The sequence below is a fragment of the Armatimonadota bacterium genome (assembly GCA_022563855.1).
GTDB lineage: Bacteria > Armatimonadota > Fimbriimonadia > Fimbriimonadales > Fimbriimonadaceae > JADFMN01.
The window spans coordinates 35,855-59,835 of the sequence record JADFMN010000012.1; the positions used below are offsets into that span (position 1 = coordinate 35,855).

The following is a 23,981-nucleotide window of genomic DNA, read 5'->3' on the forward strand; positions in this document are numbered from 1 at the left end:
TGTGCGCCTCCAAGCGCGCGGATCGACCAACAAGAAAACCCATATCAGGGACTGTAGAAGAATCTGGGATCAGGTTTGGTCAGCCAGTAATTGACGATCGTCCCGCGATCCAATTCGTTACCGCTCCGTGCTTGGAACTGCACGTATTCATCGCCATAGAAGATAGATTCTATGAACCCGTCGTCTCTACCGTTTGTCCAGCGAGAATAAATGACGAAACCCGTTCCTGTCTTTCTATACAAGGCATCTCTGCCGCTGCCGTACGGGTCGATCAAAGCCAAGTCTTGCGGGAGTTCGTCTGGCAAGTCGGCGTACTTTGGATATCGACCCAACATGTCAATCGCCGCCTCGCTGCTGCGGCGCTCAAAGCCGAAACTAATCGCCCAGCCAACAATGGTGTCCTGACTCCCCAACAGCACTGTGGCAAGTTCATACGACAGATCGTTAATCTCATCGAGCTCGATAAAGTGCCGTCGAAGTTCCTCAGTTCCTGATCCATCTACCGGTGAGAGAAGTCGGGCCAAGCGCTCAGCCTCAACGACGGATTCGTAATAGCGCGCTTCGAGCGCATCTGCTGTGCGGTTTCCAGTGCGGCGCATTTTGACTTCTTCATCGGAGAATAGACTCGCCCAGAGTTCCTTCATACGGTCAAAGCGAGTCGGAAGGTCATCCACGGATGAATATCCGTAAGCGCCCTGCTCAAGCCAGGGTCCGATCTGGTACGGGTTTAACGTGTGCAGTGCTTCAAGCAGTCGAGCAAGTGTACGGCTGTCGCCCGCGACAACTTCTGCGAGAGACGGAGTTGGCGGCAATTTCTGCACTAGAGCTCGGGCAACGCTCATCACCCTTGCATTCGATCTATTCTTGATCGATGCTGTCACTAGTGCTTCCCAGACGATGGACCGGTTGATCATGCCAGAAAAGTATGTTGAGGTGTCTTGCTCCTGCTCGGCAACGGCAATGACATCGAATGCTAGCATCGTATACCGCTCCAGCGACTTTACGTCGCCATCATCGGCTGCGCCAATTATTGCGACAGTCATCGCCTGGATGACCCGCCTGGCATCTATCGTTGACTCAACTGTCCAGTCGCCCCAGTCCCCTATGAAAATATGGTGCAAAGCAAGCGGTGCAATCCTTTCTTCCAGAGCGCGGAACCACTCCTCTTCTTCCCGAAAGACCTCGGCGGGGGTCGACGTCGGCGTCGTGTCCCTATCTGAAAACGCGGCGACGCTCGCCGGGATCGACTCCTTTAGCTCCCGCCAACCCTCGCGGTCGTCGCGGTACTCGGTGCCGTTCGCTTCGCGGAACTCTTCCCACGTCAGCGTTCCGAACGCGTCTCTCGCATCTTCCCTGGCCTGCTCGAGTCCGCGAGCAGCTTTCACATAACGCGGATCCTCGCGCAACCCAAGAAACAGCAGCGCTGCGACCGCCGCAACGAACAGCCCGACGCCGAGTAGAATCCACCTTCTCCGCCTCTTGACCATTGACGTCAATTATAGCTTGGGCCGAATCCTCAACGGCTGTAGATGTCCTTCATCGCCGACGCCAAGTCCGGGAACGAGAACTCGAACCCTTCCTTCTTCAATCGCCGCGAGACGCAGTACCGGCCGAACAGCGCAAGTTCTGGATCGGTGCGCATGAGGAGCGGGGCGGCGAGTCGGATCATCCAGCTTGCGGCAGGCAGACCGAACGGAACGCGCAGGGCTCGTCTGAACTCTCGCATGAACTCCGCGTTCGAGACCGGGTTTGGCGCGGAGGCTACATACACGCCACTCATGCTTTCGTCAGCGATCGCGCGGGCGAACAGTCGGCTCATGTCGTGCTCATGGATCCAACTCATGCCCTGTCGTCCGTGCCCAGCTTTTCCGCCGAAACCCCAGCGGACCGGTTTCGCAAGACGCGGAAGAGCGCCGCCGCGCCCGAGAACAAAGCTGGTGCGAAGAATCACCTGGCGCATCCCGGGGAGAACGGAACCCGCGTACGCCTCCTCCCACGCCCTGCCGACGATCGGCGCTAGGCCGAAACCGGTCGGCGAGTCCTCGTCGCAAACCACCGACGGGGGGTCGCCGTAAATGTGCGCCGTCGACATCTGCACCCACACCGGCGGCGGGTTCTGCACTCGCCGCACGGCCTCGCCGAGAACGAGAGTCGCCTCGACGCGCGAGCGCAGGATCTCGTCGCAGTGGTCGGGGGTCTTGATGCAATCGACGGTGCGCCCGACGAGATTGACCAACGCGGATGCGCCGTCAAGATGATCCGCCCAGTCGCCGAGAGTGCGGGCATCCCACGTGACGTGCGACCACGGGCCTTTCTCAGCCGGAGCGTTGCGCGAGATCAGAACAACTTCGCAGTCGGCCAGGTGACGCGCAAGGTTCAAGCCAAGAAACCCCGTGCCCCCGGCTATCACAATCCGCCCGCTCGGTTTCGCGCTGTCGGTCATGCGATCGCGTGATTATCTTTTACCCCTTCCGTTCGATTACCGCTCGGGCGCGTGGCTCTCTGGCAAGAAGCGACGCCACTCGTCCGACTCCGCCATCTGCTTCAGCTCTTCGTTCCGGCGAACGAGAAACCCCTTCATGTAGTTTGTGAGAAACACCTTCTCGGCGATTCGTCCGAGGAATCCCAGGGGGGCTTGAAACTCAAACTCGTCTTTCATCACCGTCGCGTCGCCATCAACTTGGAAGCTGTGCCGGTGCCTCATAGACTTGAACGCCCCTTTGATCAGCCGATCTTCGAAGGAGTGCGGTCGGTCGAATGCCGTCATCTTCACCGTCAGGAGTTGCTTCACGCCGAAGTGCTTCGCTTCCCAAGTCACGGTCTCATCCAGTTCGAACAGCCCCGACGTCCGCCCGGCGACAGCCCGCTCCTTTGTGTTCTTGGTGCTGCTGGCGTGCGCGTCGATGCTCCGGGCCAGGTCGAAGACCCGTTCAACCGGCGCGTTGATCCTTGTTTCGACTTCGATGAGTGCCATCTTCTCTCAGCTTCCCTGCCTTTATACTGGCATAGATCAACGCAAACGAATCACGGCAACGGACAAGCCGGTCAGATCTACTCATTTTTGACTAGGGGAATCTACCGGAACCTCCTCTGCGCCGACGACCGTGTTGCTTAAGTACTCGATCCTCTTCTTGCCGAAGAGCGGGAACAGAGTGCCGAACGTTGAGCCGGGTATCCATTTGCCATCTTCCAGTCTGCTTTCGACTACGCTCTTGACCGCGTGCTTTCCACGGTATGTTGTCTGTATTCGCATTCGGGGCGAGAGCAGCCAGACCACGTATTTGGCGACGTCGTCCGGCTCGGAGAAATGGTCGTGCCAGTGGCCTGCCTCAATCGTTGCCCCGTGTCCTTCATCTCGGACGACAATGTCAAACCCGTCCGGTGAACCCTTTACCGACAGTCTGCCGTCTCCTTGTTCATACTCGACGTCCGGAAACTCCCCAAGACGCGCAACCGTCGCCGCGATCGCCTGTTTGCCAATCGTGTCGTCGAGTTGGGTCGCCATGTGGCTCCCTTTTACCTGTTCCAAAGTGTGCCACGGTCAGGCCGGAGAGGGTTTGTCCGTGCGTGTGCTGCTTGACTTGGAGTTGGGTGGCTTCACCCTTTAGGGTGGTGAGCATTGGGAGAAGTTTACACGCCCCCTCCCTAACCCTCCCCCAAGGGAGAGGGATTCGCTGTTGCCTCCAGACCACCTACAGGCGATATACTGGCATTCAAGATGGGGTCGGCGTTTGATAGGGCATTAGAGCGTCTCGAGAAGTACTACGACGTCATTGGCGACTTTGAGTTTGGTCTGCGGTTCGTTGGCAACTTGCAGCCGAACCAGTGCGACATCGAGGCCGTCTCGGACCTCATCGGAATCCACGGCGCGGCCACTGACGTTTGGGTCGAGGAAGGCGTGACGCGAGTGGTCGTCTTCGCCCATACGAGAGAGGCGATCGTCGACGATCTGCGCAGAACGCTAAAGGAGCTTGAACTGCCGTTCGATCTGGAGCTGCATGAAGTCGGGGAGGACGGACACGGGCCAGCGTTTTGCTGGCGTATCCCCCCGTCTCGCTGAGCCACTCCATGGGCGATGGGTGACGTGCACAAGCGTCATCCTGAGCCAGCCTGTCCTGAGCTTGACGAAGGAAAGCGTGCCACGGTCCAGCCCGACAGGGTTTGTCCGTACGCGCGCTACTTGGTTTGGAAATGGGTTGCTCCACCCTTTAGGGTGGTGAGAAATGGGAAGTCACACCATGCTAAAGCATGGAGCCACTCGCCGCAGTTCACGGGTTGATTGAACATGGGCGGTGGAGCAGAACACTCATATGCGGGCATGAAGAAGCTACTTGTCTTGTGGTTCGCAGTAATGGCGGTCAATCTGTTGCTGTACGCGTGGTTCGTTTGGCCGACTCCGTGGGAGTACGGCTACGTGCAGAAGGAGAGCATGCTCATGGGGAAGGACGGCAAATACCCGTGGGTGACTTTTCCGGCTCGCACGAACCGGCTGACGGGCGAAAAACAGATCCAGCATTCCGATGGTGAATGGGATCCAGACTTCGTGTGGTAGCCGGACGCAAGCCGAATTGAAACCGTCTAGAACCTCATCGAAATCCACGCCGCGGTCACTGTGGTCCTTGCCGTCATTTGCGTGCAGTCTATTTGCGGCGAAACCGGAACGAGAACACCTTCAGGCGGTCGGGATCAATGCCTTGCTCTTTTGCCCAAGCCGTAGAACAGAGCAACTCCTTCTGTCTCTTTTGCTGCCACGGAAAAAGAGCCAAGCTGACGAGGATTACAGCACATGGAACAAGAGCGAACGCAATCGAGCCCCCGTAGTCCGCAATTATCATGTACGCACCAGCGACCGTGATTCCTATCGGAATAGCAATCCGCTTGGCAATCATGCGGCCGAAGTCTCTCGATCGCTCGACAAACATGTCCAACTCGTCGTCCGTCAGGTGCGCACAAATCTCGCGCAATTCACGGGACTGGAACGGTGACCAAGTTTTCCAACTCTTGTTCATGATGAAAGTTACGACGTCGTCTCCATTATATCGCGGGCTCGGTGACCCGCTCGCTGACTCTCCCCTCACTCCCCTGGTCTACTCTCCGAGTCAGACCGGGCCACCCGTCATGCTAAAGCATGGAGCCGCCCGCCGCCCCTCAGGAGCGTTGGGCTACCCCGAGAGAGTTTTTCTGCACCCCTTTCGAACACCGGTGAACCCCGAGCGAGTTGTTCTTCGTCCCCTAGGAGCCCCGGAGCCCCGGGAGGGTCTATCTGCACCCGAAATGACCGTCTCCAACCTCGCTTTTAGGTTCAAACCGCTCTCCTACCCGGTGTCGTAGGCGCAGCCCACTGCTGTCCGACACGGGCATCCCAACAACAATGCCACCCGACATCCCGGCCCTTTCCCTACGCCCGGCCACTCGTCTGGCCATACTATTACAGCAGGCATGGCCAAGCTCCCTGAGGATCCGTTACGTGTAGTCGATGCGATTGCTGTCTCTATTCGAAGGGATGGCGATGATCGACTCTTGTCCATACTCGATGTTTGCGAGCCTGAATACGACTATCTCAATGAAGATTGGGGGATTAGTTACTATAACCTCATCTTGAATCTTCCATTTGAGACCTTCGCTACAGTCGAGTCAGACCAAGTATCCATCGAAAAGCGCTTCACTGAGTTGGCATCAAGAGCAACTAGCACGTGTACGGACAGCCGTGTTTCCAACGTCATTCTTGGTGCAAACCTAGATGCTCCATCGGACTGGAGAAGTGGTGCCAAGCCAACACTCGCATCGGTCAGCGATGCAGATCGAATCTGGAAGCCAGGTTGGTTTCGCCTGTTCGTGAGTCATGAGTCAGGAATTAAAGCACAGGTCGCCGAATTCAAAACAGTCCTTGCAAAGAGGCACATTGATGCGTTCATAGCGCATGAGGACATCGAACCTACGTTGGAGTGGCAGGAAGAAATCTCTCTCTCACTCGCAAGCTGCCATGCAGTAGTTGCCGTAATCTCTCCTGCCTTTCACTCGTCGTTTTGGTGTCAGCAAGAAGTTGGGTGGGGGCTCGGGAGAGGCGTATTAGTCTTACCGATCAAACTTCCAAACGATCCAAAAGGCTTCATCGCATCGGTGCAAGCAATAAACGGGGGGACATCCGAGCTCTTGGAAACTAGGGAACAATTGGTAGACACGCTCGCGATTAACGAGCGCACTCGTCGGCAAATGCACGAACCTCTAATTCAAACACTTGAAAGAGCGCAAACTACTCGTGCAGGAAATATCATCGCGGACTCGCTAGAGCGCACACAAAGCTTGTCCGAAGAACACGCAAAGCGCATTGTTGCCGCTTCAAATCAGAATCGTTTTATCGTCTCAGATTCTGAACTCGTTACTCGCCTTCAGGCCGTTGCGGCACGATACGAAGCCAAAAGCAGCACGCCGACAGTCGAATCTGACGAGTACGACCCCTTTGCGGACGACTAGGCGAGTGGCCCATCGTTAGTCAGACCACCCGGCGGCTCGGCGGCACACCCATCCAAACAACAGTGCCACCCGTTAGCCTGTCCACCCGCCCGGTGCCAGGAATCGTCTGCCCTAGCCAATCCTACTACTCGGGTAACGTCTTGTGCAGACCAATGGCAATGGGTGGGAAAAAGCGCCGGCAAGCTCCCAGTGGCGCGGTACAGCGTGAGGATCCCGGGACGCACGTGATCGTGCCCGACACGAGCGTGCTATTCGACCATGATAAGAACGTGCCCGTAGACCAAGTGTTTGACGAGACTTGGGAGGCGTACAAGAGCGACTTTCAACTGGAGCTTGTCGTTCCTAAGACAGTTCGAGGCGAACTTATACACCAGCACGCGAAAGTCAATTGCGGTCTGCTCATGAAGGCGAACGATAGCTTTGAGAAAATAGAGCGCAACACAGGTAAGAGGTATAGCCATCGCGCGACAGCGTCGACCCTGGAGACGTTGGCACAGCAGAAGATTGATCGCTGGATAGATCTAAAAGGGGGGCGAATGCAGGAGACGCCGTACGCGAGCATCGACTGGGCGCACGTGGAACACTCCGCGATTCACCGGATTCCTCCATTTGCTGCAGACGACAAATCTGCCCCAACAGAGAAGGGTTTCCGAGATGCCATGATCCTGGAGACTCTACAAGACTACTGCCGCCAAGAAACGCGCGACGTCCAAATCGCTTTCATATGCGCTGACAATTTGCTGCGAACAACGGCAGAGACGCGTCTAAGCGACGATCACCGCGTTACGTGCTACGAGTCGGTTGATCAATTCCGCTCCTATTGCGAGCTCAAGAAGCGGGATCTCACCGTCGCGTTTGTGAAGAAGATTGTAGGGCGGGCATCCAAGAAGTTCTTCTTAAAGAACGATGAGAGCACCCTTTACTACCAAGAACAAGTGCGAGACTTTATTCGTTCGGAGTACAGCGCCCTGTTAGATTCGCCGAATACGTGGGCCGAGCCGCCGAGCGACCCGGTGACGTCGATAGAAGCAGACACGACCGCGGTTGTCGACGCCGGCCATTTTTACATCGCGCCTGCACTATTTCAGAGCATCGACGAGGAGGGCTGGTATATCTGGTCCTCACCCGTAGAATTCGTGAAGAAATACAAGAGAAAGCTCAGTCTGCTGTCGCTTGCGGCGCAGGCCACTCCGTTGATTCATGTCGTCACTTTCGCTGCCGTGTGGCGGTCACGAATCGCAACCAATGGTCGATTTCTAGCGCGTGAAATCCTAGAGATTCGTCCTCGTAAATCCGACCTACGGACGCCGAGGCCAATTGACCACGACCGGTATCATCGGCACGACCTTACGACCGTGAATTGACCAAGCGGGTCAGGAGGGCCTATTCCTTTATGGCTTCAGGGAGAGCAACACGCTATATCAACCCATATCGAGTGTTCCGTCGACGCGGTTCATAACCAGCATCCGTGATCAGCCGATCGAACTCTTCGGCGTTGAGGATGAACTTGTTGCCGGCGGCGGAGACTACGTTCTCCTCGATCATCGTCGAGCCGAAGTCGTCGGCCCAGTAACCCAAACCCAACTGCGCGATCTTGGGACCTGGCGTCAGGATCGAGCACTGTAGGTGAGCGACGCCGATCAGCTCTTTGTCGCCACTCCGTCACGACTCATTTTCATGCGACGCAGGCCGGGCACCTTGAGGGAATCCGGCCCGAAACCTCCACCTATCGCGATGCCGCCAGGTACCGGCGTGTATATCTCGATCGCGATCTGCGAGATGGCGAGGGACGATCCTGCGATCGTCGGTTCCTGGGACGGAGTGATCGTCGCGACGACGAGCAATGGTGACTCTTCGTCCTTGAACGCGGGGATCGCTTCGCTCTTGCCGGGCATGTTCGGGAAAAACTTCTTCATCACGCCCTGGTGCATCGGCGACGTGTACCAGGCGTTGACGGCGGCTTTGTTCTCGAACCACGCGAACACGGTCATCTTGCCACCGGGGAGTATGGCCTGTGTGACCTCGATGCATCCGGGCGTCGCCTTCAATCCGGCTACCAGGTCAGGAAAGTCGGCCAAGGTCTGCTTCTGGCCAGCCTTTTGGTCTTGCGCCGAGGCAGGCCGGCTCGAGACTCCGAACCCTATACCGGCGATGAGGGCGACGGTGGCAATTACGGCTGTCTTGGCTTGCATGGTCGAGGTACGAGAGTGCCGCTTTAGAGGTTTCAGCCTGTGGGTCCGGCGATGTTCATCCAACCGCTATCACTGTGTGGAGGGTCCAAACTCTTCAAGAGCTTCTTAGCCCCTTGCTGCGCATCTGCTCACTGATGTTCGGCGCGTACATCCGAACAACAGTGCCACGCGTCCACACGGGCAAATCAGAATCCGTCAACCGCAAGCGGCTGAGGGATAGAGTCAGATCAGTTCGTACCGCGTGTTGCGCTGTCGTGCTTTGTAGCCAGCATCGGTGATCAACCGCTCGAACTCTTCGGCGTTGAGGATGAACTTGTTGCCGGCGGCGGACACCACGTTCTCCTCGATCATGGTGGAGCCGAAGTCGTCGGCCCCGTAGCCCAGCCCGATCTGCGCGATCTTCGGCCCTTGGGTGAGGATCGATAGCTGCAGGTGGTCGAAGTTGTCGAGGAACACGCGCGAGACGGCGATGGTGCGCAAATAATCAAACGACGACGCCTTGCGCTCGATCGGGAGGTTCGTCTCTTCTGGCTGAAAGTTCCAGGTGACGAACGCGCGGAACGGCTGGCACTCGTCTTGCAGGTCGCGGATGCGGCCGAGGTGCTCGACGCGGTCGGCCATCGTTTCGACGTGGCCGAACATCATCGACGCCGAAGACTTCAGTCCCTGAGAAGCGGCCGCGCGCATGCATTCCAGCCACTCGTCGGTCGTGTCCTTATAAGGAGCGATGATCTTGCGCACGCGATCGACTAAGATCTCACCGCCGGCGCCCGGCACGGAGTTCTGCCCGACAGCTTTCAATCGCTCCAAAGTTTCTTGCAAAGTCAGCTTCGAGATGTGCGCAATGTAGATCAATTCAGCCGGCGACAGCGCGTGCAGATCGACCATTGGAAACTCCTTCTTCACGGTCGAAAAGATGTCCTCGTACCAGTCGATCTTCAGCTTAGGGTTGCAGCCTCCTTGGAACAGGATCTCCGTCCCGCCCTGCTCGACCGTGTCGCGCACCTTCTCCAAAATCTCATCGGTAGAAAGCGTGTACCCCTCCTCGTGGTTCGGCACGCGGTAGAACGCGCAGAACTTGCACCGCACCCAGCAGACGTTGGTGTAGTTGAGGATGCGGCCGATGACGTAAGTCACGACTTTAGGGTCGGTCCTTTGACGTCGCCGGTGGTCTGCCAAAGCCGCGAGGTCGTTCAAGTTCGGGTGATAGAACAAGAACTCGGCGTCTGCAGGGGAGATCCGCTCGTCGGCGAACACCTTGTCGGCGATCGAGTCGATCGTCAAATCGGGCACGGCTGTCGCTGCCATCGCCCCTATTCTACGCCCCCCGAGGATTCTATCTAGGCTGAATGCGGCTCAGGAAGTCCGAATATAGAACCAGTGGTCGTCTATGCGCCGGAGATAGATGATTCTAAAGACGTCGCCCTGATGCGGCGGGTCACCAGAGGCCGTGTAGACGAACCCTTCGATGTTGTCGAATCCGCGCCAGAGGAGCGGGAAGCAGAAGATGGTGTCTTCGTCGCGCTGTCGGATCAGCACACGCCCGGATTCCGCGAGCCGATCATCTACGGGAATCGGCTCTGGCCGCTCGCTCTGATCTTCCGGCACCCATTGCCCGATGACCTTCTCACGCTCCGCTCGGTACCGTTCGAAATCCGCTCGGACGGCAAACGCGTAGCCCGGTTGTGCGAACGCTAAGTACAAGGCCGAAACAACCATAAGTGTGATGACGATCAGTACTTTCCCGTGCCGATGGATGAAAGATGAGACCAGCGCGTAGCAGGCCGTGCCGATGGTGAACGCCCATATAGGCAAGTAGAGCAATTCTGCGAAGAAAAACGCTCGCATTATCTGCAAGTGAAAAACGTACATAATTGCGTTCAAGACTAAAGCTGTCGAGACAAGCACCAATAGACGCACAGTCCTCGCGTCTCGCTTGCTGTGCTCGCTCTCCGTGAAGGCGCTGGCGTCAGAGCTGCTCATCTGAACCTGCGATCGTATCAATCGTCAAATCGGGCACGGCTGTCGCGGCCATCGCCCCTATTCTACGCCCTCACGGCTGTGCGTCCTGCCATCCGGGCGGAAAGGCTGGATGATACGGTCGCACTGCACGGGGCAACGACTTTCCGGGTTGCAGATCCTCCCTAGGAGCCCAGTGAATGTACGGGGATTCTCGGGCGCGTTCGAGTCTGGTGAGTCGCTGGCCGGGGTAAGTTGATGGATCGGTGCTCTCATACGGCGCCAGAGAGGAACGAAGTGCGTCATATTTCCAGAATCAACATTCGGCCGTTCTGCATCGCCGCCGTTCTCGGGGTGACCAGCGCGGCCTTCGGCCAAGTGCAGGAGGAGTGGGTCGCGCGCTTCGACGGCGCAGACAACAGTTTCGATTACGCTGCGGCGATTGCGCTGGACAGCGTGGGCAACGTATATGTTACCGGCGATTCCCGGGGCTCCAGCACAGGTATTGACTACGCAACGATCAAGTACGACTCGAATGGAAACCTCCTGTGGGAAAGGCGCTACAACGGCCCAGGGAACGATCGTGATAGAGCAACTGCGCTTGATGTTGACAGCGCGGGCAACGTATATGTTACCGGCGATTCCTGGGGCACTGACACACAAATTGACTTTGCCACGTTGAAGTACGACACTGATGGCAACTTGCTCTGGGAAAGACGCTACAGCGGCCCGGACAACGCCTATGACAGTGCGTCTGCAATTGCAGTAGACGGGACAGGAAACGTGTACGTGACCGGCACGTCGGCCATAGTTTCTGACTTGGATTACATGACGCTGAAGTACGACACTGACGGCAACCTGCTCTGGGAAAGGCGCTACAGCGGTCCGGGAAACGGCTTTGACGGTGCAGTTGCAGTTGCAATTGATGACGCAGGGAACGTGTACGTGACCGGAGAATCGAATGGCTCCGGTTCGAGGGCAGATTATGTGACGATCAAGTACGACACGAACGGAAACATCCTGTGGGAGAAGCGCTACAACGGCCCGAGCAACAGTTTCGACGAAGCCACGGCACTTGTTGTCGACAGCGCTGGCAACGTCTATGTGACTGGCGACTCGTTTGGCGGCATCGACACGGGCGAAGACTATGCGACGATCAAGTACGACACGAACGGAAATCTGCTTTGGGAAAGGCGCTACAACGGTCCGGCCAGCGGCTACGATTCTGCCGCTGCGCTTGCCGTAGACAGTGGTGGCAACGTGTATATCACCGGCAGCAGCTCGGGCTCCGGCACTGCTAAAGACTACACAACGCTGAAGTACGACAGTAACGGAAGCCTACTTTGGGTAAGACGCTACAGCGGGCCCAACAACGGCAACAATGTCGCCACTGCGCTTGCATTGGACACTGCTGGCAACGTGTACATTACCGGAGGGTCACCAAATCTGGCTGGAGACTACGAGTACGCGACGTTGAAGTACAACCCGAACGGCAACCTGCTTTGGGAAATTCGCTTCCACGGCCCGGAAAACATTTCCGATGTAGCCGTTGCGCTTGCTTTGGATAGGGCAGGAAACGTATATGTGACCGGTCATTCGTACAGCTCCGGCACGTTCCAAGACTATGCGACAATCAAGTACTCGCAGTCAGTCGAGGTTTTGCCGGACAGCTACGAGCTGTTCCGCGGGTTCCTGACGGGCGGCGGGCTGGCCGAGCTGCTCGCGAGCGACGACAGCTACTTGACGGTGCAGCCGGGGATCACGCTGAACCAGGCTGAGCGGCAAGTGCAGCTCGTCATCGTCGGCACTTCTCCGACTGAGACGCCGACCGAGCTTCAGATCAGAGTGGAGGCGCACGCCGAGATCAACAACATCGGACAGTGGATCGAGCTTTGGAACTACGACACCAGTTCGTGGGAAGAGGTCGACTTCATGATCGCGACGATGGCGGACTCGATCGTCGAGGTGAGCATCACGACGAATCCGGAGCGCTTCATCGAGGCGGGCACGAAGCAGATGAAGGCGAAGGTCAGCTACAAAGAAGCTGGCATCGTGCTCTCGTTCCCGTGGCTGATCAGCTTCGATGAGACGGTGTGGGTGATCGTTCCTTGATCGCGATGCCTTACTCGCAGTAGCCAGCAGCGGTCGAATGGATCGTGACATCGGGTACCGTTGCCGCGCCCTTCTTCGCGTCATTTGTCTGGCGATCGAGCGCGCAAGAATCTCCATTTGGGGGGAAAGCAGGGATCGGATGCCACTGTGTTCGCGATGTGCGAATCTGTCCGCAGGCTCAAAAAGGGAGACGCTCTTGGAACGGAACTATCGCGGGGCGTGTTACCTACCGTAGACTGGGAAATGGGGTTTGCGTTTCAGCGGCGGTTCTGGCTCGCTCGGTAGCGCTTGGCGATTTCAGTCGGGCGGATACTATGCGACGAAACCGATTACTAGCTTTCACAATCGCCCCGCTCCTGCTGCTCGCGGGATGTGGCGGTGGCAGCGGCACTTCAAGTTTCCAATTCGACCAATTTACGAGCTTCGAATTCAACGAGTTTCCTCCCTTCTCGACTGACTTCACGCTTGGAACGCCGCCAAAGTCGGTCCGCTTCACCGGTGGAAGGACTTTAACTGTAGGTGTACCAAATTTATATCGGACTGGAATCGCGGCGTGGGAGATCAGCGGTGTCTCGACCGTGGCGACTGCCGATTTCGACACCCCGGCTACCGCGTTTGCGTTGTACGCTGCAAATCAGGGCTCTGGCCAGGGGATCATCAGAGTTTACGACGAATCGGACGTGCTCATAGCGACGATTCCAGTTGTGACAGACAACATGATGGATGCTAGCGCACTGATCGTTCGCACGGCGGGAGAGCTTGGCGTGGCTGGTATCGGCAAAGTCACCGTCACGAACACTTCGATCCCCGGCAACCTCAACAAGACTTGGATCGACGACTTTTCGGCGTCTCAGCCGTAACTTTAGCCAGCGGGTGAAGCTGCGAGGGTAAAACAGGATTCTAGTTAGGAACGATACAGGGAAACAATGAACCGATTACTCAAGACCGCGCTGATTACATCACTCAGCGCCGGCTTGGTCATGCCAGCCGCCGCGCAGAGCAACTTCCCAGACGTGCCCGACAACCACTGGGCATACGAGGCGCTGGCCAACCTGAAGGGCTCCGTGCTCTTCGGCTACCCCGACGGCCTCTACCGCCCGTCCCGTCCTATGAGTCGAGCCGAGTTCGCCGTCGCCATCAACAACCTCTATAGCTTGGCTATGGGCAAGATGGCCGGCCTCAGCGATCAGGTCAACGCTCTGGACGCATATGTGAAGAGTCTGAAGACGGGTGCGACCGAGGAGCAGATGGACGAACTGTTCGGGCAGATCAGGGCAATAAGAAGGATTCCCGATATTAAGAGTTTGCGGGCCGACACCGCTTCCTTGATGCGACTCGCCAAGGAGTTCGAGAAGGAGATGGCCTCTTTCGGCGTCGACGTGAACGCAATGCAGCAGGAATTGGAAAACCTCGCCGGCCGGGTAACGCGTTTGGAAGAGCGAAGCAATTCGGTGAACATCAGCGGAGATCTGATCTTCGTGGGGCTGGCTGGACACTCCACGAACGGACTGTGGGGTCTGACCAAAACCGGTCGGATAGCCGGTCGAAAGAACTTCATGTCGGCGGGGATGGATAAGACGTTTCAGATGTACCACAACTTCAATTTCACGTTCAGTGGTCAACCGGATGAGACCACATACTGGAAGGCCTCTCTCAACTCGAGCAACGCCTACAGCTATGACACGCTGCTGGACAACTGGAATCGAGCGATGTTCGGCATGCCGTACGGCGAACCGGAGATCACGAACTTCTGGTTCGACGAAGCAAACATGGCGTTCGACACGAGCATCGCGAATCAGAACGTTGATGTCACAGTCGGCAGATTCTATCACTCCAGCGGCGCTTTCTTCTTGGCTCGGCCGCATTACGCAGAGTTTTACGAGAACCCGCGCGTGAACAACGGCCAGCACGTGTTCGACGGAGTTCGCACCGAGTTTGCTTTTGGAAACACCGATCTAACGATCTTGCTCGCTCGCGTGGATGACCTGAAGTACACGGACGGCAACGACTTCACCAGTCTGACTGGTGAGTCGCTGTTCGGATTAGAACTCGAATTCCAGCTCGGCGCTGACGGTCGGATCAAGGGCGTCCACTACTGGGAGCAGGACAACGACACCGACCAATTTGTCGGTGCTGGCGAAGACCGCATGCGGACGTACGGCGCGCAAATAGACTACTTCCTCGACGACTTCAGCGTCGCCGGTTCGTTTTCGCAAACTGACTATTACTTAGGTGATTCGTCGGTGCTGAGCGACGACAACACCGCTGCCTCTGTCTCTATCAGATACGACGGTGGCGGGACTTGGGGAGCAACAGGCCTGTACAGCATGGTCGAGGGCAACTTCGGAGCCCAGGGGTCTTGGGGTCGTCTCGGACCTTACTTCAATCCAGCGAATATCGACGTGTACGGCGCGGAGGTTTGGTTCGACGTCTCGGATAGGGTCGGCCTTCGCGGCAGTTGGAAGAGGTACAGACCGGCCGACGCTGCTAGCATGGGCGCATTTGGAATCATGATGGGAGATGACCGAATCACAGCGGTGGACGTTGCACTGGACATCGACCTGAACGACCGGCTGTATATGAGCCTGGGATGGGAGAACGCCGACGGCTCGCTGCTTGGCGGCGACCCTGTCGGACTCAATTGGTATTCGGTCGACTTCAACTACGCCATCAACGGCAATGCCGAAATCGCGGTTCACTACCTGTTCAGCGACGGTCGGATGCCGGTTACGTACGGCGGGATCACGAATAAAGAGTGGAGAGGCGGCATTCTAGCGTTTCAAGCGACGCTACGATTCTAGGCCGTACCTGTGTTGAACCCGAAGCGGTGGACGAAGGCTGTTCGCTTGGCCGTGCCCCGCGCCCTGTTACAAATACCGGGTTGGAGCCGATTGGGGCAGCAGTTGGAACGTTTACCTTTTCATATGCATTGAACTTGGCGTCGGATTGCGTCCGTCAATTAAACGATCTTTGTTTTGTTTTGGAGAGGATTGATATGAACCTAAGAACCAGAAAAATCGCGTCAATGGTCGGGCTGTTCGTCGCTGCATCGTCTTCCTCGGCTCAGGTGAACCTTTTCACCAGCTTTGAACCGCCTACAATTCCGTTGGGATCCACGGATTTCACAATAGGCACGCCTCCAGACACGGCGCACTTCACCGGCGGAATTGCCACTTCCATCGGCAACTTTAACGCGTATCGAAGTGGCATAGCCGCGTGGGGCGTCACTACGCCGAACCAAGTCGGAACTTGCGATTTCGACAACCCAGCTTCGATCGTTTCGTTCTGGGCAGTCAATCTCGGGGGTAGCGCGGGCTTCGTGCAGGTGTTCGACAACTCCGACGTACTCATTGCAACCATACCGATCATCGGTACGAACATGATGGTCGACCCGCCGATGACGTTTACGGCCGCCCAATTCGGTGCGACCGGAATCGGCAAGTTTACCATTACGAACGGTCCCGGTCGATTCGATCAGGTTTGGATTGACAACCTCTCTGCTACCGTACAAGCGGAGACGACCTTGGTCTTGCCGGACAGCTTCTCGCTGTTCCGCGGGATTCTGACCGGCGGCGGACTGAGCGATCTGCTTGCCAGCGACGACAGCTGGATGACGGTTTTGCCGGGGATCACGCTGAACCAAGCTGAGCGCCAGGTGCAGCTCATCGTCGTCGGAACTTCTCCGACTGAGACGCCTTCCGAGCTTCGGTTCAGAGTGGAGGCCCACGCCGAAATCAACAACATAGGACAGTGGATCGAGCTGTGGAACTACGACAACAACTCGTACGAACAGGTCGACTTCATGATCGCGACGATGGTGGACTCGATCGTCGAAGTGATCATCACGGTCGATCCAGAGCGGTTCATACAGGCCGGCACGAAGGAGATGAAATCCAAGGTCAGCTACAAGGAAGCTGGCATAGTGCTCTCGTTCCCGTGGCTGATCAGCTTCGATCAGACTGTGTGGACCATCGTCAATTGATCGTGAGGCGCAACGAACGATAGCCAGCGGCGATCGCGCCCAAGACCGGGAAGTTGAAATACGGCGCACAAACTTTGCGGTCTCGGAACCGGAGGGGCCCGCCGCGAAGTATCATTGCGGTATGAAGACGTTCGTTCCGAATCGATTGACAATCCTCATCTGGCTGGCCGCGTTTGCGGCGACCCTCGTCGGTTGCTCCCAGGAAAAAGCCGAGGTTCCAGGTGTCGACCTCGAGACCGGACGCCGCGACAGCCGACCGTCCATGGCAGGCGCAGGAGCAGGTGGCGGGGGCGGAGGTGGAGGCGGAGGTGGCCGCGCGGCCTTCCGGGGTGGTCCAGGATTGCTCGTGCGCGACGACGTACAGGTAGAGCTGTCTCTCAGCGAAGAGCAGATCTCTGCGATCGAAGAGGCGATGCCCGAGGGCGGCGGACAGCAAGACCCCGCAGCAGCCCAGGCGTTGAGAGAAGAAACGGACGCCGATATGCAGGTGATTCTTTCCGCCGGCCAATTCCAGCGTTACCAGGAGATCAGCTTGCAGCGAGAGGGCGTGCGCGCACTTGCCCGCCCGTCGATAGCGGAAAAGCTTGGGCTTTCCGACGACCAGATCAAAACGATCGAGGACGCTATCGAGGCAGCCCGTCCGACTGGTGGACAGGAAGGGTTTGATCGCGAGGCGTTTCTCGCACTTCTAGAGGAGATGAACGAGACGATTCTCGCCACCCTGACTGACGCGCAGATAGCCGAGTGGGAAGCGATGTTGGGCGAGGAATTCGAACTCGCCCGTGGTCAGAGGCCGGGCATGGCGGCAGCGACCGAAGATTAAAGCTAATCGATTCGACGGGGCGTCCCGGCGGTACGAAGCGGCCATGATGATGTTATGAGGATCCACGGCACGATCGGGCTCTTGACCCTCGGATTGGCCGGGGTCACAGCAATAGTCGGCTGCGGAGAGAAGGCTCCGCCGGAGCCCACCGTTCCGATGGGCGCTGCGGCGCCAGAGTTCGGCAGTACGGAAGCACTGTCATCTATATCAGGGTTTATCGATGGGCGATGGTCGCCGGCCTACGAGCTCGACACTGCATTTGCCGAGTTGTTCGGCCTTGACGTTCTGCAAATGGACGAAGTCGACACCAGCCAGTATTGGCAGTTCAAATCGGACGGCACGTTTTTCTACGGCAAACCTGGCCTGCCATCAACCGTCGAGGGCACTTGGAAGGTCGTCGCAGATGCAGTTCGGTTAACGTATGTGTCGTTTAACGGAAAGCCGCTCGCTGAAGTGCGCGAGGAGCTCCAAAAGGGCGCTGAGAAAGGAACCCAAGCCGGGATCGCAAGAGAGCTCGCGCTGAATGGGGCGTTCGATTACTTGCTGCCTCTTGACTACCTCATATTGGCAGAAGACAACAAGCGGTTGATGTTCGCAAACGCAACTACGGGCGCACCGGGTTTGTTTTCGTTCGTGCTCGAGCGACTAGCCGTGGCGGAGTAGCCTCACATCGTGCAAATCCGACCGGCGATTCCCGACGACTACCCGTGCCTCGCTGAAATCCAGCGCGCGTCGGTCGACGCGCTCTTGCGACCTCTGTACGACGGCGATGCAATAGACGTTTGGCTGCAAAGAATCAAACCGGACAAGTTTGTGCGTGCGGTTGATCAGGGCGAGGTTATCCTGCTTGCCGAAGAAAACCGCCGGCCGATGGGGTTCGTGTCGTACTGCTCACAGGGTGAACTACTTGGCATGTGGTACGTCCACGCGCAGCACACGGATAGAGGCGTCGGCCGTGCTCTTCTTGAGGCGGCAGAACAGGCGCTGCGAGAGGCAGGGTGCAACGAAGCTTTCACCGAGGCCTCGATCTATGCAAAGCCTGTGTTCCAGGCGCTAGGTTGGACTGCGATCGACGAGTACGAAAAGCCTGCGTTCGGCAGTCAGTTTCGCGTAACGCGGATGACCAAGTCGCTTACGGAAACCGCTTAAACGTTCGGTCGCACGTTTGGCCCGAAGTTGGCTGTGTAGTAGTCCAGCAAGTGAGAGCCCGGCTCGACGACTTTGTCGATCTTCTCGAGCAGGTCGGGCTCCAAGACCGTTTGGCAAGCCTTGACCGACTCGTTTAGCTGACTCACAGTCCGAGCGCCGATGATCGGCACCGTAATCCCCGGCTGACTGGTAACCCACGCGAGCGATAGGGTAGCGAGCGACATGTCCGCGCTGTCAGCTATCCTCTTCAACCGCTTGACCAACTTCGTCGTCGTCGCGTTCACGCGGCCGGCCGGATCGGACTTCACGTAGCGGGCCTTCCGCGGCTTCCTGTCCAGGTACTTGCCGCTGAGCTGTCCGCCAGCCAGCGGCGACCACGGGATCACGGCCCAATCGTACGTGCGGCAGAACGGCAGCAGCTCCCGCTCAATTCGGCGATCGAGCAGGTTGAACGGCGGCTGTTCGCTCACGAATCCGTTGATCCCGAGGCACTTTGCCACGTACTGCGCCTCGGCGAGCTGCCACCCGGCGAAGGTCGAGCAGCCGATGTAGCGCACCTTGCCGGATTTGACGAGATCGTCGAGCGCCCGCAGAGACTCGTCGATCGGGATCGAGGGCTGCGGCCTGTGCAGTTGGTACAGGTCGATGTAGTCCGTGCCCAGACGCTTGAGCGAAGCGTGGCATGCCTCGATGATGTGCCGGCGCGAGTTGCCCCAGGCGTTCGGGTCGGTGTCGTGCATCTTGGCGTGGCACTTAGTGGCGATCACGAGCCTGTCGCGCTTCCCTTTCATCCACTTGCCGAGGATCTTCTCGCTGATGCCGCGCGCATAGATATCGGCACAGTCGAAGAAGTTGATCCCAAGCTCGTATGCTCGGTCGGCGACCTTGAACGCCTCGGTTTGCGTCGATCCCCAATCATCGGGCTCCCAACCGAACGTCATGGTGCCGAGGCACGGGTTGCTGACCTGGACGCCCGTGCGCCCGAGACTGCGATATTCCATATGCCGAGCGGTTTACCCGATCAGCCTCAAGGCTGGGCGATAATGCGAAACCACACGAGCCCCACAATGTTCGCCAGAAAACATACAGACCCCAAAACGATCCCCGCGATAGCGTGCCCTTTCCCGAACACGGCAGGGTTCTCGTCATAAACGCGCAACCCCTTGAACCCTAGCACGATCGCCACAGGCCCGGTAAGTAGTCCGAGGCACGGAATGAGTGATGCGACACCTGTGTAGTATGCCAAGAGCGCATTCGGGTTGCCCGAAGGAATCAGCGCGCTACCTTTGCTCCGGGCCGCGACGACCGGTTCTGGCACCTTTGAGAAGTCAGTACCCGAGTAGACCGACCGCAGTTCGCCCATCTGGCCCGCCACGGTGACGACGCCGGTGACCAGGTCCCGCACCGGCGCGTGCGCGGGCAGCGATCCTGACTGCGCCCACTGCACCAGAGTTTCCAGTTCGATCGGGCCGCTCTCCCTCCCATCCGGCCCTCTTATCATGTACGCCATAGCTCGCCACTCGTCCCTCTGTAGTTGATACCCGAATCCCGAACCCGCCATAATATCAAAAGCACCTCGATGGCCGAAGATTTTCGCACCGGACTCAGTTTCGACGACGTTCTGCTTGTGCCGAGAAGGTCAGACGTGATCCCCGCCGACGTCGATACGTCCACCGAAATCCTGCCCGGACTCCAGCTCAGCATCCCCATAGTCAGCGCGCCGATGGACACTGTGACTGAGATGCGCCTGGCCATCGCGATTGCGCGCGAGGGAGGGGTTGGCGTGATCCACAGGAACATGTCGATCGCGCACCAGGCTGACCAGGTGGACCGGGTCAAGCGGTCGGAGCACGGGATCATCACCGATCCGATCAAGCTCACGGCGGACAAGAAGATCGGGGACGCGACAGAGCTCATGTCGCGCTTTCACATCTCCGGCGTTCCGATCGTCGACGACCACGACAAGCTGGTCGGCATCCTCACGAATCGTGACATTCGTTTTGTGACCGATTACGACAGGCTGATCAGCGAGCGCATGACGAGCAACGGCCTCATCACAGCGAAACCCGGCACGACGCTCGACCAAGCGCAGGAGCTTCTCGACGAGCACCGGATCGAAAAGCTGCCGATCATCGACGGGAACGGCATCCTGCAAGGGCTCATCACGATCAAGGACATCGAGAAGGTCAAGCGGTATCCGCAAGCGACCAAAGACGCCAAGGGGCGTCTCGTAGTCGGCGCGGCGATCGGTCCCCTGCGCGAGCCTTATCAAAGGGCGAAGGAGCTGTTCGAGGCTGGCGTCGACTTCGTAGTGATCGACGCGGCGCACGGCCAAAGCGAAGGCGTCATCGAATGCACTAAGATGCTGAAGGAGCGACTGCCTGATCTAAAGGTGATCTCCGGCAACGTAGCGACCAAGCAGGGCGTGCGAGACCTGCACGCGGTAGGCGCGGACGGTTTGCGCTTGGGGATCGGCGCGGGGTCGATCTGCACTACGCGCATCGTCGCCGGGATCGGCGTTCCGCAGTTTACGGCGGTGCTCGACTGTTGCGAAGAGGCGAACAAGCTCGGTATCCCGACGATCGCTGACGGCGGCGTCCGCTCATCGGGAGACATAGTGAAGTCGCTCGCCGCCGGCGCGTCCACGGTGATGATGGGCAACATGTTCGCCGGTTGCGACGAGTCGCCCGGCGAGACGGAGATCTACCGCAACCGCGCGTATAAAGTCTATCGGGGCATGGGCTCTGTCGCAGCCATCCAGCAAGGCTCAAGCGACCGGTACTTCCAAATGAAGGACAGCAGCACAGCGTCCGTTGCGCCAGAAGGCGTCGAGGGACGAGTCCCGTATAAAGGCCCGCTCGAAAGCACGATCGAGCAACTGATCGGCGGGCTGCGAAGCGGCATGGGGTACTGCGGCGCGGCCTCGCTTTCGGAGTTGGCCGCCACCGCCGATTTCATCCAGATCACCAACGCCGGTCTGCGCGAGTCGCACCCGCACGACGTCTGGATCACCAAAGAGCCGCCCAACTACTCCTCGCCGTTCGTTTCTCGCGACAGCGAATAGCAAAGTTCCCTCTCCCTTGGGGGAGGGCTAAGGAGGGGGCCAACAATAGTCGTATTTTCAACTTTGCCCGTTATAGGTAGTACTGCGCCCAGGAGGAGAGGACGTGGCCTTCCACTTATCGTTCTGGCCGCGCTGGCCGTTTCGGGATGCTATGAAACCAAAGCCGATCCGGAAGCCGAGAAACAGGGTCGAAGCTCCCTGCTCAATGAAGAGGTCGCCGAGATGCCCGACCAAGTCCTTGGCGATCCATAGGGTCAGTCGAGAGTTCCCAGTCGGAACTTACTTTATGATAATCTCGTAAATATCCACCATTGCTCCGAAGGATCGGAACGCGATAACCGGGTTTTCTGAAGGCTCCCGTTCAGAAATTGGTTGGGCAATTATTGTCTCCGAACGATCTGAACCTCGAGACAACCTAATGCGATCATCATACATTTCAATCCAAATCCAGTTATCTTCATCGACCACAAACGGTTCGCGTAGTCGAATTACATCTCGATCCCTGTGTCGCTTACTCTTCCGCTGGCCATCCTTCCCCAAGTAGTAGTCGCCTGTCTTAATGCTGAGATCATAGAGGTTGCCATCGCCAAGCTGAACGGTGATTGCATCTGACATCGCGATCTGAAATCCGCCATGTGGATATTCAAGGTATCGGAACCGTATCCCGACGATTCGAGGATACAGATCTCCAGGCAGGGGAATGGTCTGAATTGTCGTTCCATTGGCGAGATCCATGGCGTTCGGATCTAAACGTATTGCTCCGATGGCGGAGATGTGAGAGACTGTCCCGGGCGCATCACCAGGCCTCCTAATGAGGCGCCTTGGATCGTCGAACGTTCCGCTGCCATACTGACCGAAATTAAAGCGCCACTCGACGCTGAATCTCACGGCTTCGCGGCTTGTTATGATTCCATCCGAGATTGCGAATACAATCTCGTAAGAACCGGGATACCAGTATTCGACTACCGGAAAGAGTCGATAACGTCGTCCAGTCCTTTTCACTGAGATGCCTTGCTCTGCCGCAGGACTTCCACCTATCAGTACTTCAATGGTCCAATTGTTTCCCTCAGGAATCATCAAATCGCCTTCCACCGGTTGGAAGGCGTCCACATATATCTTTTTCTCTTCACCTTCGTACCGCTGAGATCGCCAGTTAAAAGACAAGTGAATTTGATCCGCCGCGTCGTCTTCGCTTCCAGAGAGAATTGCCTGAGCAGCAAATTCTTGCTCCACAGAATCATGCCCGTTATTGCCCCTCAAAGATCTCGATAAAGGAAGAATGACGGTTAGAGCAACCAGCAGTCCAAGAAGTAGCCGCCAGATCAAGCTCAAATTCGCCCAGACAGAACGCATCCATTCAGGCAATCTGCTAAAAAGCTTTGCCTCCTTCTCTTCTACGGCCTGCGTCAACGTGACCGGCCTTAGTGAGTCGTCCTCGCTTGACCCCGAGCGCGTTCTCTTTTCTCTGTTACGTTTGCTCTTCACTGCCTACTCACTCTACTTTGGGTGTCTTCCTCTCTTGCCAGACACGATCTTTTCTTGGGCACTCACAACTAGCTGCCCCAATTCCGATCACGGCTGAAATCCCCACGGATCGGAAAATCGATAATTCCGCCGAGTTTCGCGAACCAGTGGTTTTCAAATCTACCTGATTCAAAGGGAGCCGGGGTGGGTAGCGACCACCCGGCTTCTTCTCAAGTTCCTTACGCATTCTCATCCGTGTGCAGCGTCTTCTTGTACGCATACACATACGTCGTTGACGCGTCACCACCACCTGCACCGCCCTCAAAACCAAGGTCGATCAGGTGCTGCTCGATGCCCCGCGCAGCAACAGCGCTATCCGTGTTTCGATGAATCCAGAAACCTGTCCCTTTCATGACACGGTGGTCGCTAAAGAGTCGATTGGCCGGATTTCTGGCGATTCCAGCCTACCAATCACGAAGAGCGCCGCCACGATTGGCAACATGGTCCAGAATTTCCTGGAGGATTGTCGATTCTGTTGTAGATAACGTGTTCATATGTCTTACTTTTGCGTCTAGCTTCCATCGTTGCCCAACGAGTATCGTCACAACTAGAACGGCGGGGCTTCGCTCCTGTCGCTCGCGGCTATAGCCGCGTATTCTACTGGTGCCCGTCCCTCTCGCAATAGATGGCGGGCATCCAGTCTTTGAACAGCATCCATGCTGATCGCCTAGTCCAAGCAAATCACCCTTTCAGCGGGTGATT

The 23,981-nt window shown here is 57.4% G+C and carries 25 protein-coding genes; 12 read left to right on the plus strand and 13 right to left on the minus strand.

Features of this window, described 5'->3' with window-relative positions; all coding sequences use genetic code 11:
* Window positions 1-44 precede the first annotated feature (44 nt).
* The 4 genes from IH944_13000 to IH944_13015 all read right to left on the minus strand — a co-directional run bounded on the left by IH944_13000 (window position 45) and on the right by IH944_13015 (window position 3,505).
* A complete protein-coding gene (locus IH944_13000; GenBank protein MCH7905466.1) occupies window positions 45-1,487 on the minus strand; it encodes a hypothetical protein in 1,443 nt (480 codons plus the stop codon).
* A 29-nt stretch (window positions 1,488-1,516) separates the two neighbouring features.
* Window positions 1,517-2,443 carry a DUF1731 domain-containing protein gene (locus IH944_13005; GenBank protein MCH7905467.1) on the minus strand — a complete coding sequence of 309 codons (927 nt, stop codon included), beginning with the start codon at window positions 2,441-2,443 and terminating at the stop codon, window positions 1,517-1,519.
* Window positions 2,444-2,479: 36 nt separating this feature from the next.
* Complete coding sequence (locus IH944_13010; protein ID MCH7905468.1) at window positions 2,480-2,974, minus strand: SRPBCC family protein; 495 nt, start codon at window positions 2,972-2,974, stop codon at window positions 2,480-2,482.
* Between the two features lie 81 nt (window positions 2,975-3,055).
* Window positions 3,056-3,505: a hypothetical protein gene (locus tag IH944_13015; protein ID MCH7905469.1), complete on the minus strand. Its 450-nt coding sequence runs from the start codon at window positions 3,503-3,505 to the stop codon at window positions 3,056-3,058.
* Between the two features lie 213 nt (window positions 3,506-3,718).
* On the opposite strand from IH944_13015, the gene IH944_13020 reads away from it, so the two are divergent.
* Together IH944_13020 and IH944_13025 are read left to right on the plus strand one after the other, a co-directional pair.
* Window positions 3,719-4,060 (plus strand): hypothetical protein, encoded by a 342-nt coding sequence (locus tag IH944_13020; GenBank protein MCH7905470.1) that lies wholly within the window; start codon window positions 3,719-3,721, stop codon window positions 4,058-4,060.
* A gap of 258 nt (window positions 4,061-4,318) precedes the next feature.
* Window positions 4,319-4,552 carry a hypothetical protein gene (locus tag IH944_13025; GenBank protein MCH7905471.1) on the plus strand — a complete coding sequence of 78 codons (234 nt, stop codon included), beginning with the start codon at window positions 4,319-4,321 and terminating at the stop codon, window positions 4,550-4,552.
* Window positions 4,553-4,640: 88 nt separating this feature from the next.
* On the opposite strand, the gene IH944_13030 is transcribed toward IH944_13025, so the two are convergent.
* Window positions 4,641-5,009, minus strand: coding sequence for a hypothetical protein (locus IH944_13030; GenBank protein MCH7905472.1), 369 nt, complete (start codon window positions 5,007-5,009; stop codon window positions 4,641-4,643).
* A 430-nt stretch (window positions 5,010-5,439) separates the two neighbouring features.
* Here IH944_13030 and IH944_13035 point away from each other — a divergent pair, with 430 nt between their 5' ends.
* A complete protein-coding gene (locus IH944_13035; protein MCH7905473.1) occupies window positions 5,440-6,474 on the plus strand; it encodes a toll/interleukin-1 receptor domain-containing protein in 1,035 nt (344 codons plus the stop codon).
* Window positions 6,475-6,698: 224 nt separating this feature from the next.
* Window positions 6,699-7,838 carry a DUF4935 domain-containing protein gene (locus tag IH944_13040; GenBank protein ID MCH7905474.1) on the plus strand — a complete coding sequence of 380 codons (1,140 nt, stop codon included), beginning with the start codon at window positions 6,699-6,701 and terminating at the stop codon, window positions 7,836-7,838.
* Window positions 7,839-7,890: 52 nt separating this feature from the next.
* On the opposite strand, the gene IH944_13045 is transcribed toward IH944_13040, so the two are convergent.
* The 4 genes from IH944_13045 to IH944_13060 form a co-directional block, all read right to left on the minus strand.
* Complete coding sequence (locus IH944_13045; protein ID MCH7905475.1) at window positions 7,891-8,058, minus strand: hypothetical protein; 168 nt, start codon at window positions 8,056-8,058, stop codon at window positions 7,891-7,893.
* Window positions 8,059-8,114: 56 nt separating this feature from the next.
* Complete coding sequence (locus IH944_13050; protein MCH7905476.1) at window positions 8,115-8,666, minus strand: hypothetical protein; 552 nt, start codon at window positions 8,664-8,666, stop codon at window positions 8,115-8,117.
* Window positions 8,667-8,888: 222 nt separating this feature from the next.
* Window positions 8,889-9,974: a dehypoxanthine futalosine cyclase gene (mqnC, locus tag IH944_13055; GenBank protein MCH7905477.1), complete on the minus strand. Its 1,086-nt coding sequence runs from the start codon at window positions 9,972-9,974 to the stop codon at window positions 8,889-8,891.
* A 48-nt stretch (window positions 9,975-10,022) separates the two neighbouring features.
* Window positions 10,023-10,649 (minus strand): hypothetical protein, encoded by a 627-nt coding sequence (locus IH944_13060; protein MCH7905478.1) that lies wholly within the window; start codon window positions 10,647-10,649, stop codon window positions 10,023-10,025.
* A gap of 273 nt (window positions 10,650-10,922) precedes the next feature.
* Here IH944_13060 and IH944_13065 point away from each other — a divergent pair, with 273 nt between their 5' ends.
* The 7 genes from IH944_13065 to IH944_13095 all read left to right on the plus strand — a co-directional run bounded on the left by IH944_13065 (window position 10,923) and on the right by IH944_13095 (window position 18,691).
* Window positions 10,923-12,737 (plus strand): SBBP repeat-containing protein, encoded by a 1,815-nt coding sequence (locus tag IH944_13065; protein ID MCH7905479.1) that lies wholly within the window; start codon window positions 10,923-10,925, stop codon window positions 12,735-12,737.
* A 314-nt stretch (window positions 12,738-13,051) separates the two neighbouring features.
* On the plus strand, window positions 13,052-13,597 hold the full coding sequence (locus IH944_13070; protein MCH7905480.1) for a hypothetical protein: 546 nt from the start codon (window positions 13,052-13,054) through the stop codon (window positions 13,595-13,597).
* A 66-nt stretch (window positions 13,598-13,663) separates the two neighbouring features.
* The gene (locus IH944_13075) at window positions 13,664-15,538 is read left to right on the plus strand and encodes an S-layer homology domain-containing protein (protein ID MCH7905481.1); all 1,875 of its coding nucleotides are present in this window, start codon (window positions 13,664-13,666) and stop codon (window positions 15,536-15,538) included.
* 194 nt (window positions 15,539-15,732) lie between these two features.
* A complete protein-coding gene (locus IH944_13080; protein ID MCH7905482.1) occupies window positions 15,733-16,719 on the plus strand; it encodes a hypothetical protein in 987 nt (328 codons plus the stop codon).
* Window positions 16,720-16,840: 121 nt separating this feature from the next.
* Window positions 16,841-17,542 carry a hypothetical protein gene (locus IH944_13085; GenBank protein MCH7905483.1) on the plus strand — a complete coding sequence of 234 codons (702 nt, stop codon included), beginning with the start codon at window positions 16,841-16,843 and terminating at the stop codon, window positions 17,540-17,542.
* A gap of 54 nt (window positions 17,543-17,596) precedes the next feature.
* On the plus strand, window positions 17,597-18,205 hold the full coding sequence (locus IH944_13090; GenBank protein MCH7905484.1) for a hypothetical protein: 609 nt from the start codon (window positions 17,597-17,599) through the stop codon (window positions 18,203-18,205).
* A gap of 9 nt (window positions 18,206-18,214) precedes the next feature.
* A complete protein-coding gene (locus IH944_13095) occupies window positions 18,215-18,691 on the plus strand; it encodes a GNAT family N-acetyltransferase (protein ID MCH7905485.1) in 477 nt (158 codons plus the stop codon).
* Here IH944_13095 and IH944_13100 read toward each other — a convergent pair.
* Both IH944_13100 and IH944_13105 read right to left on the minus strand, forming a co-directional pair.
* Entirely contained in the window at window positions 18,688-19,692 is a 1,005-nt protein-coding gene (locus tag IH944_13100; GenBank protein MCH7905486.1) for an aldo/keto reductase, read from the minus strand. The two genes, IH944_13095 and IH944_13100, sit on opposite strands and share 4 nt — an antisense overlap.
* 26 nt (window positions 19,693-19,718) lie before the next feature.
* Complete coding sequence (locus tag IH944_13105) at window positions 19,719-20,252, minus strand: DUF4190 domain-containing protein (protein ID MCH7905487.1); 534 nt, start codon at window positions 20,250-20,252, stop codon at window positions 19,719-19,721.
* 18 nt (window positions 20,253-20,270) lie between these two features.
* Between IH944_13105 and guaB the strand changes: the two genes are divergently transcribed.
* Entirely contained in the window at window positions 20,271-21,755 is a 1,485-nt protein-coding gene (gene guaB, locus IH944_13110) for an IMP dehydrogenase (protein ID MCH7905488.1), read from the plus strand.
* Between the two features lie 279 nt (window positions 21,756-22,034).
* On the opposite strand, the gene IH944_13115 is transcribed toward guaB, so the two are convergent.
* Window positions 22,035-23,240 carry a hypothetical protein gene (locus IH944_13115; GenBank protein MCH7905489.1) on the minus strand — a complete coding sequence of 402 codons (1,206 nt, stop codon included), beginning with the start codon at window positions 23,238-23,240 and terminating at the stop codon, window positions 22,035-22,037.
* Window positions 23,241-23,458: 218 nt separating this feature from the next.
* Window positions 23,459-23,632 carry a hypothetical protein gene (locus IH944_13120; protein MCH7905490.1) on the minus strand — a complete coding sequence of 58 codons (174 nt, stop codon included), beginning with the start codon at window positions 23,630-23,632 and terminating at the stop codon, window positions 23,459-23,461.
* Window positions 23,633-23,981 lie beyond the last annotated feature (349 nt).

Bases quoted from the DNA above. Each gene is read 5' to 3' on its own strand.
- IH944_13000 (MCH7905466.1), bottom strand. From the start codon at position 1,487: ATGGTCAAGAGGCGGAGAAGGTGGATTCTACTCGGCGTCGGGCTGTTC.
- IH944_13005 (MCH7905467.1), bottom strand. From the start codon at position 2,443: ATGACCGACAGCGCGAAACCGAGCGGGCGGATTGTGATAGCCGGGGGC.
- IH944_13010 (MCH7905468.1), bottom strand. From the start codon at position 2,974: ATGGCACTCATCGAAGTCGAAACAAGGATCAACGCGCCGGTTGAACGG.
- IH944_13015 (MCH7905469.1), bottom strand. From the start codon at position 3,505: ATGGCGACCCAACTCGACGACACGATTGGCAAACAGGCGATCGCGGCG.
- IH944_13020 (MCH7905470.1), top strand. From the start codon at position 3,719: ATGGGGTCGGCGTTTGATAGGGCATTAGAGCGTCTCGAGAAGTACTAC.
- IH944_13025 (MCH7905471.1), top strand. From the start codon at position 4,319: ATGAAGAAGCTACTTGTCTTGTGGTTCGCAGTAATGGCGGTCAATCTG.
- IH944_13030 (MCH7905472.1), bottom strand. From the start codon at position 5,009: ATGAACAAGAGTTGGAAAACTTGGTCACCGTTCCAGTCCCGTGAATTG.
- IH944_13035 (MCH7905473.1), top strand. From the start codon at position 5,440: ATGGCCAAGCTCCCTGAGGATCCGTTACGTGTAGTCGATGCGATTGCT.
- IH944_13050 (MCH7905476.1), bottom strand. From the start codon at position 8,666: ATGCAAGCCAAGACAGCCGTAATTGCCACCGTCGCCCTCATCGCCGGT.
- mqnC (MCH7905477.1), bottom strand. From the start codon at position 9,974: ATGGCAGCGACAGCCGTGCCCGATTTGACGATCGACTCGATCGCCGAC.
- IH944_13060 (MCH7905478.1), bottom strand. From the start codon at position 10,649: ATGAGCAGCTCTGACGCCAGCGCCTTCACGGAGAGCGAGCACAGCAAG.
- IH944_13070 (MCH7905480.1), top strand. From the start codon at position 13,052: ATGCGACGAAACCGATTACTAGCTTTCACAATCGCCCCGCTCCTGCTG.
- IH944_13075 (MCH7905481.1), top strand. From the start codon at position 13,664: ATGAACCGATTACTCAAGACCGCGCTGATTACATCACTCAGCGCCGGC.
- IH944_13080 (MCH7905482.1), top strand. From the start codon at position 15,733: ATGAACCTAAGAACCAGAAAAATCGCGTCAATGGTCGGGCTGTTCGTC.
- IH944_13085 (MCH7905483.1), top strand. From the start codon at position 16,841: ATGAAGACGTTCGTTCCGAATCGATTGACAATCCTCATCTGGCTGGCC.
- IH944_13090 (MCH7905484.1), top strand. From the start codon at position 17,597: ATGAGGATCCACGGCACGATCGGGCTCTTGACCCTCGGATTGGCCGGG.
- IH944_13100 (MCH7905486.1), bottom strand. From the start codon at position 19,692: ATGGAATATCGCAGTCTCGGGCGCACGGGCGTCCAGGTCAGCAACCCG.
- IH944_13105 (MCH7905487.1), bottom strand. From the start codon at position 20,252: ATGGCGGGTTCGGGATTCGGGTATCAACTACAGAGGGACGAGTGGCGA.
- guaB (MCH7905488.1), top strand. From the start codon at position 20,271: ATGGCCGAAGATTTTCGCACCGGACTCAGTTTCGACGACGTTCTGCTT.
- IH944_13120 (MCH7905490.1), bottom strand. From the start codon at position 23,632: ATGAAAGGGACAGGTTTCTGGATTCATCGAAACACGGATAGCGCTGTT.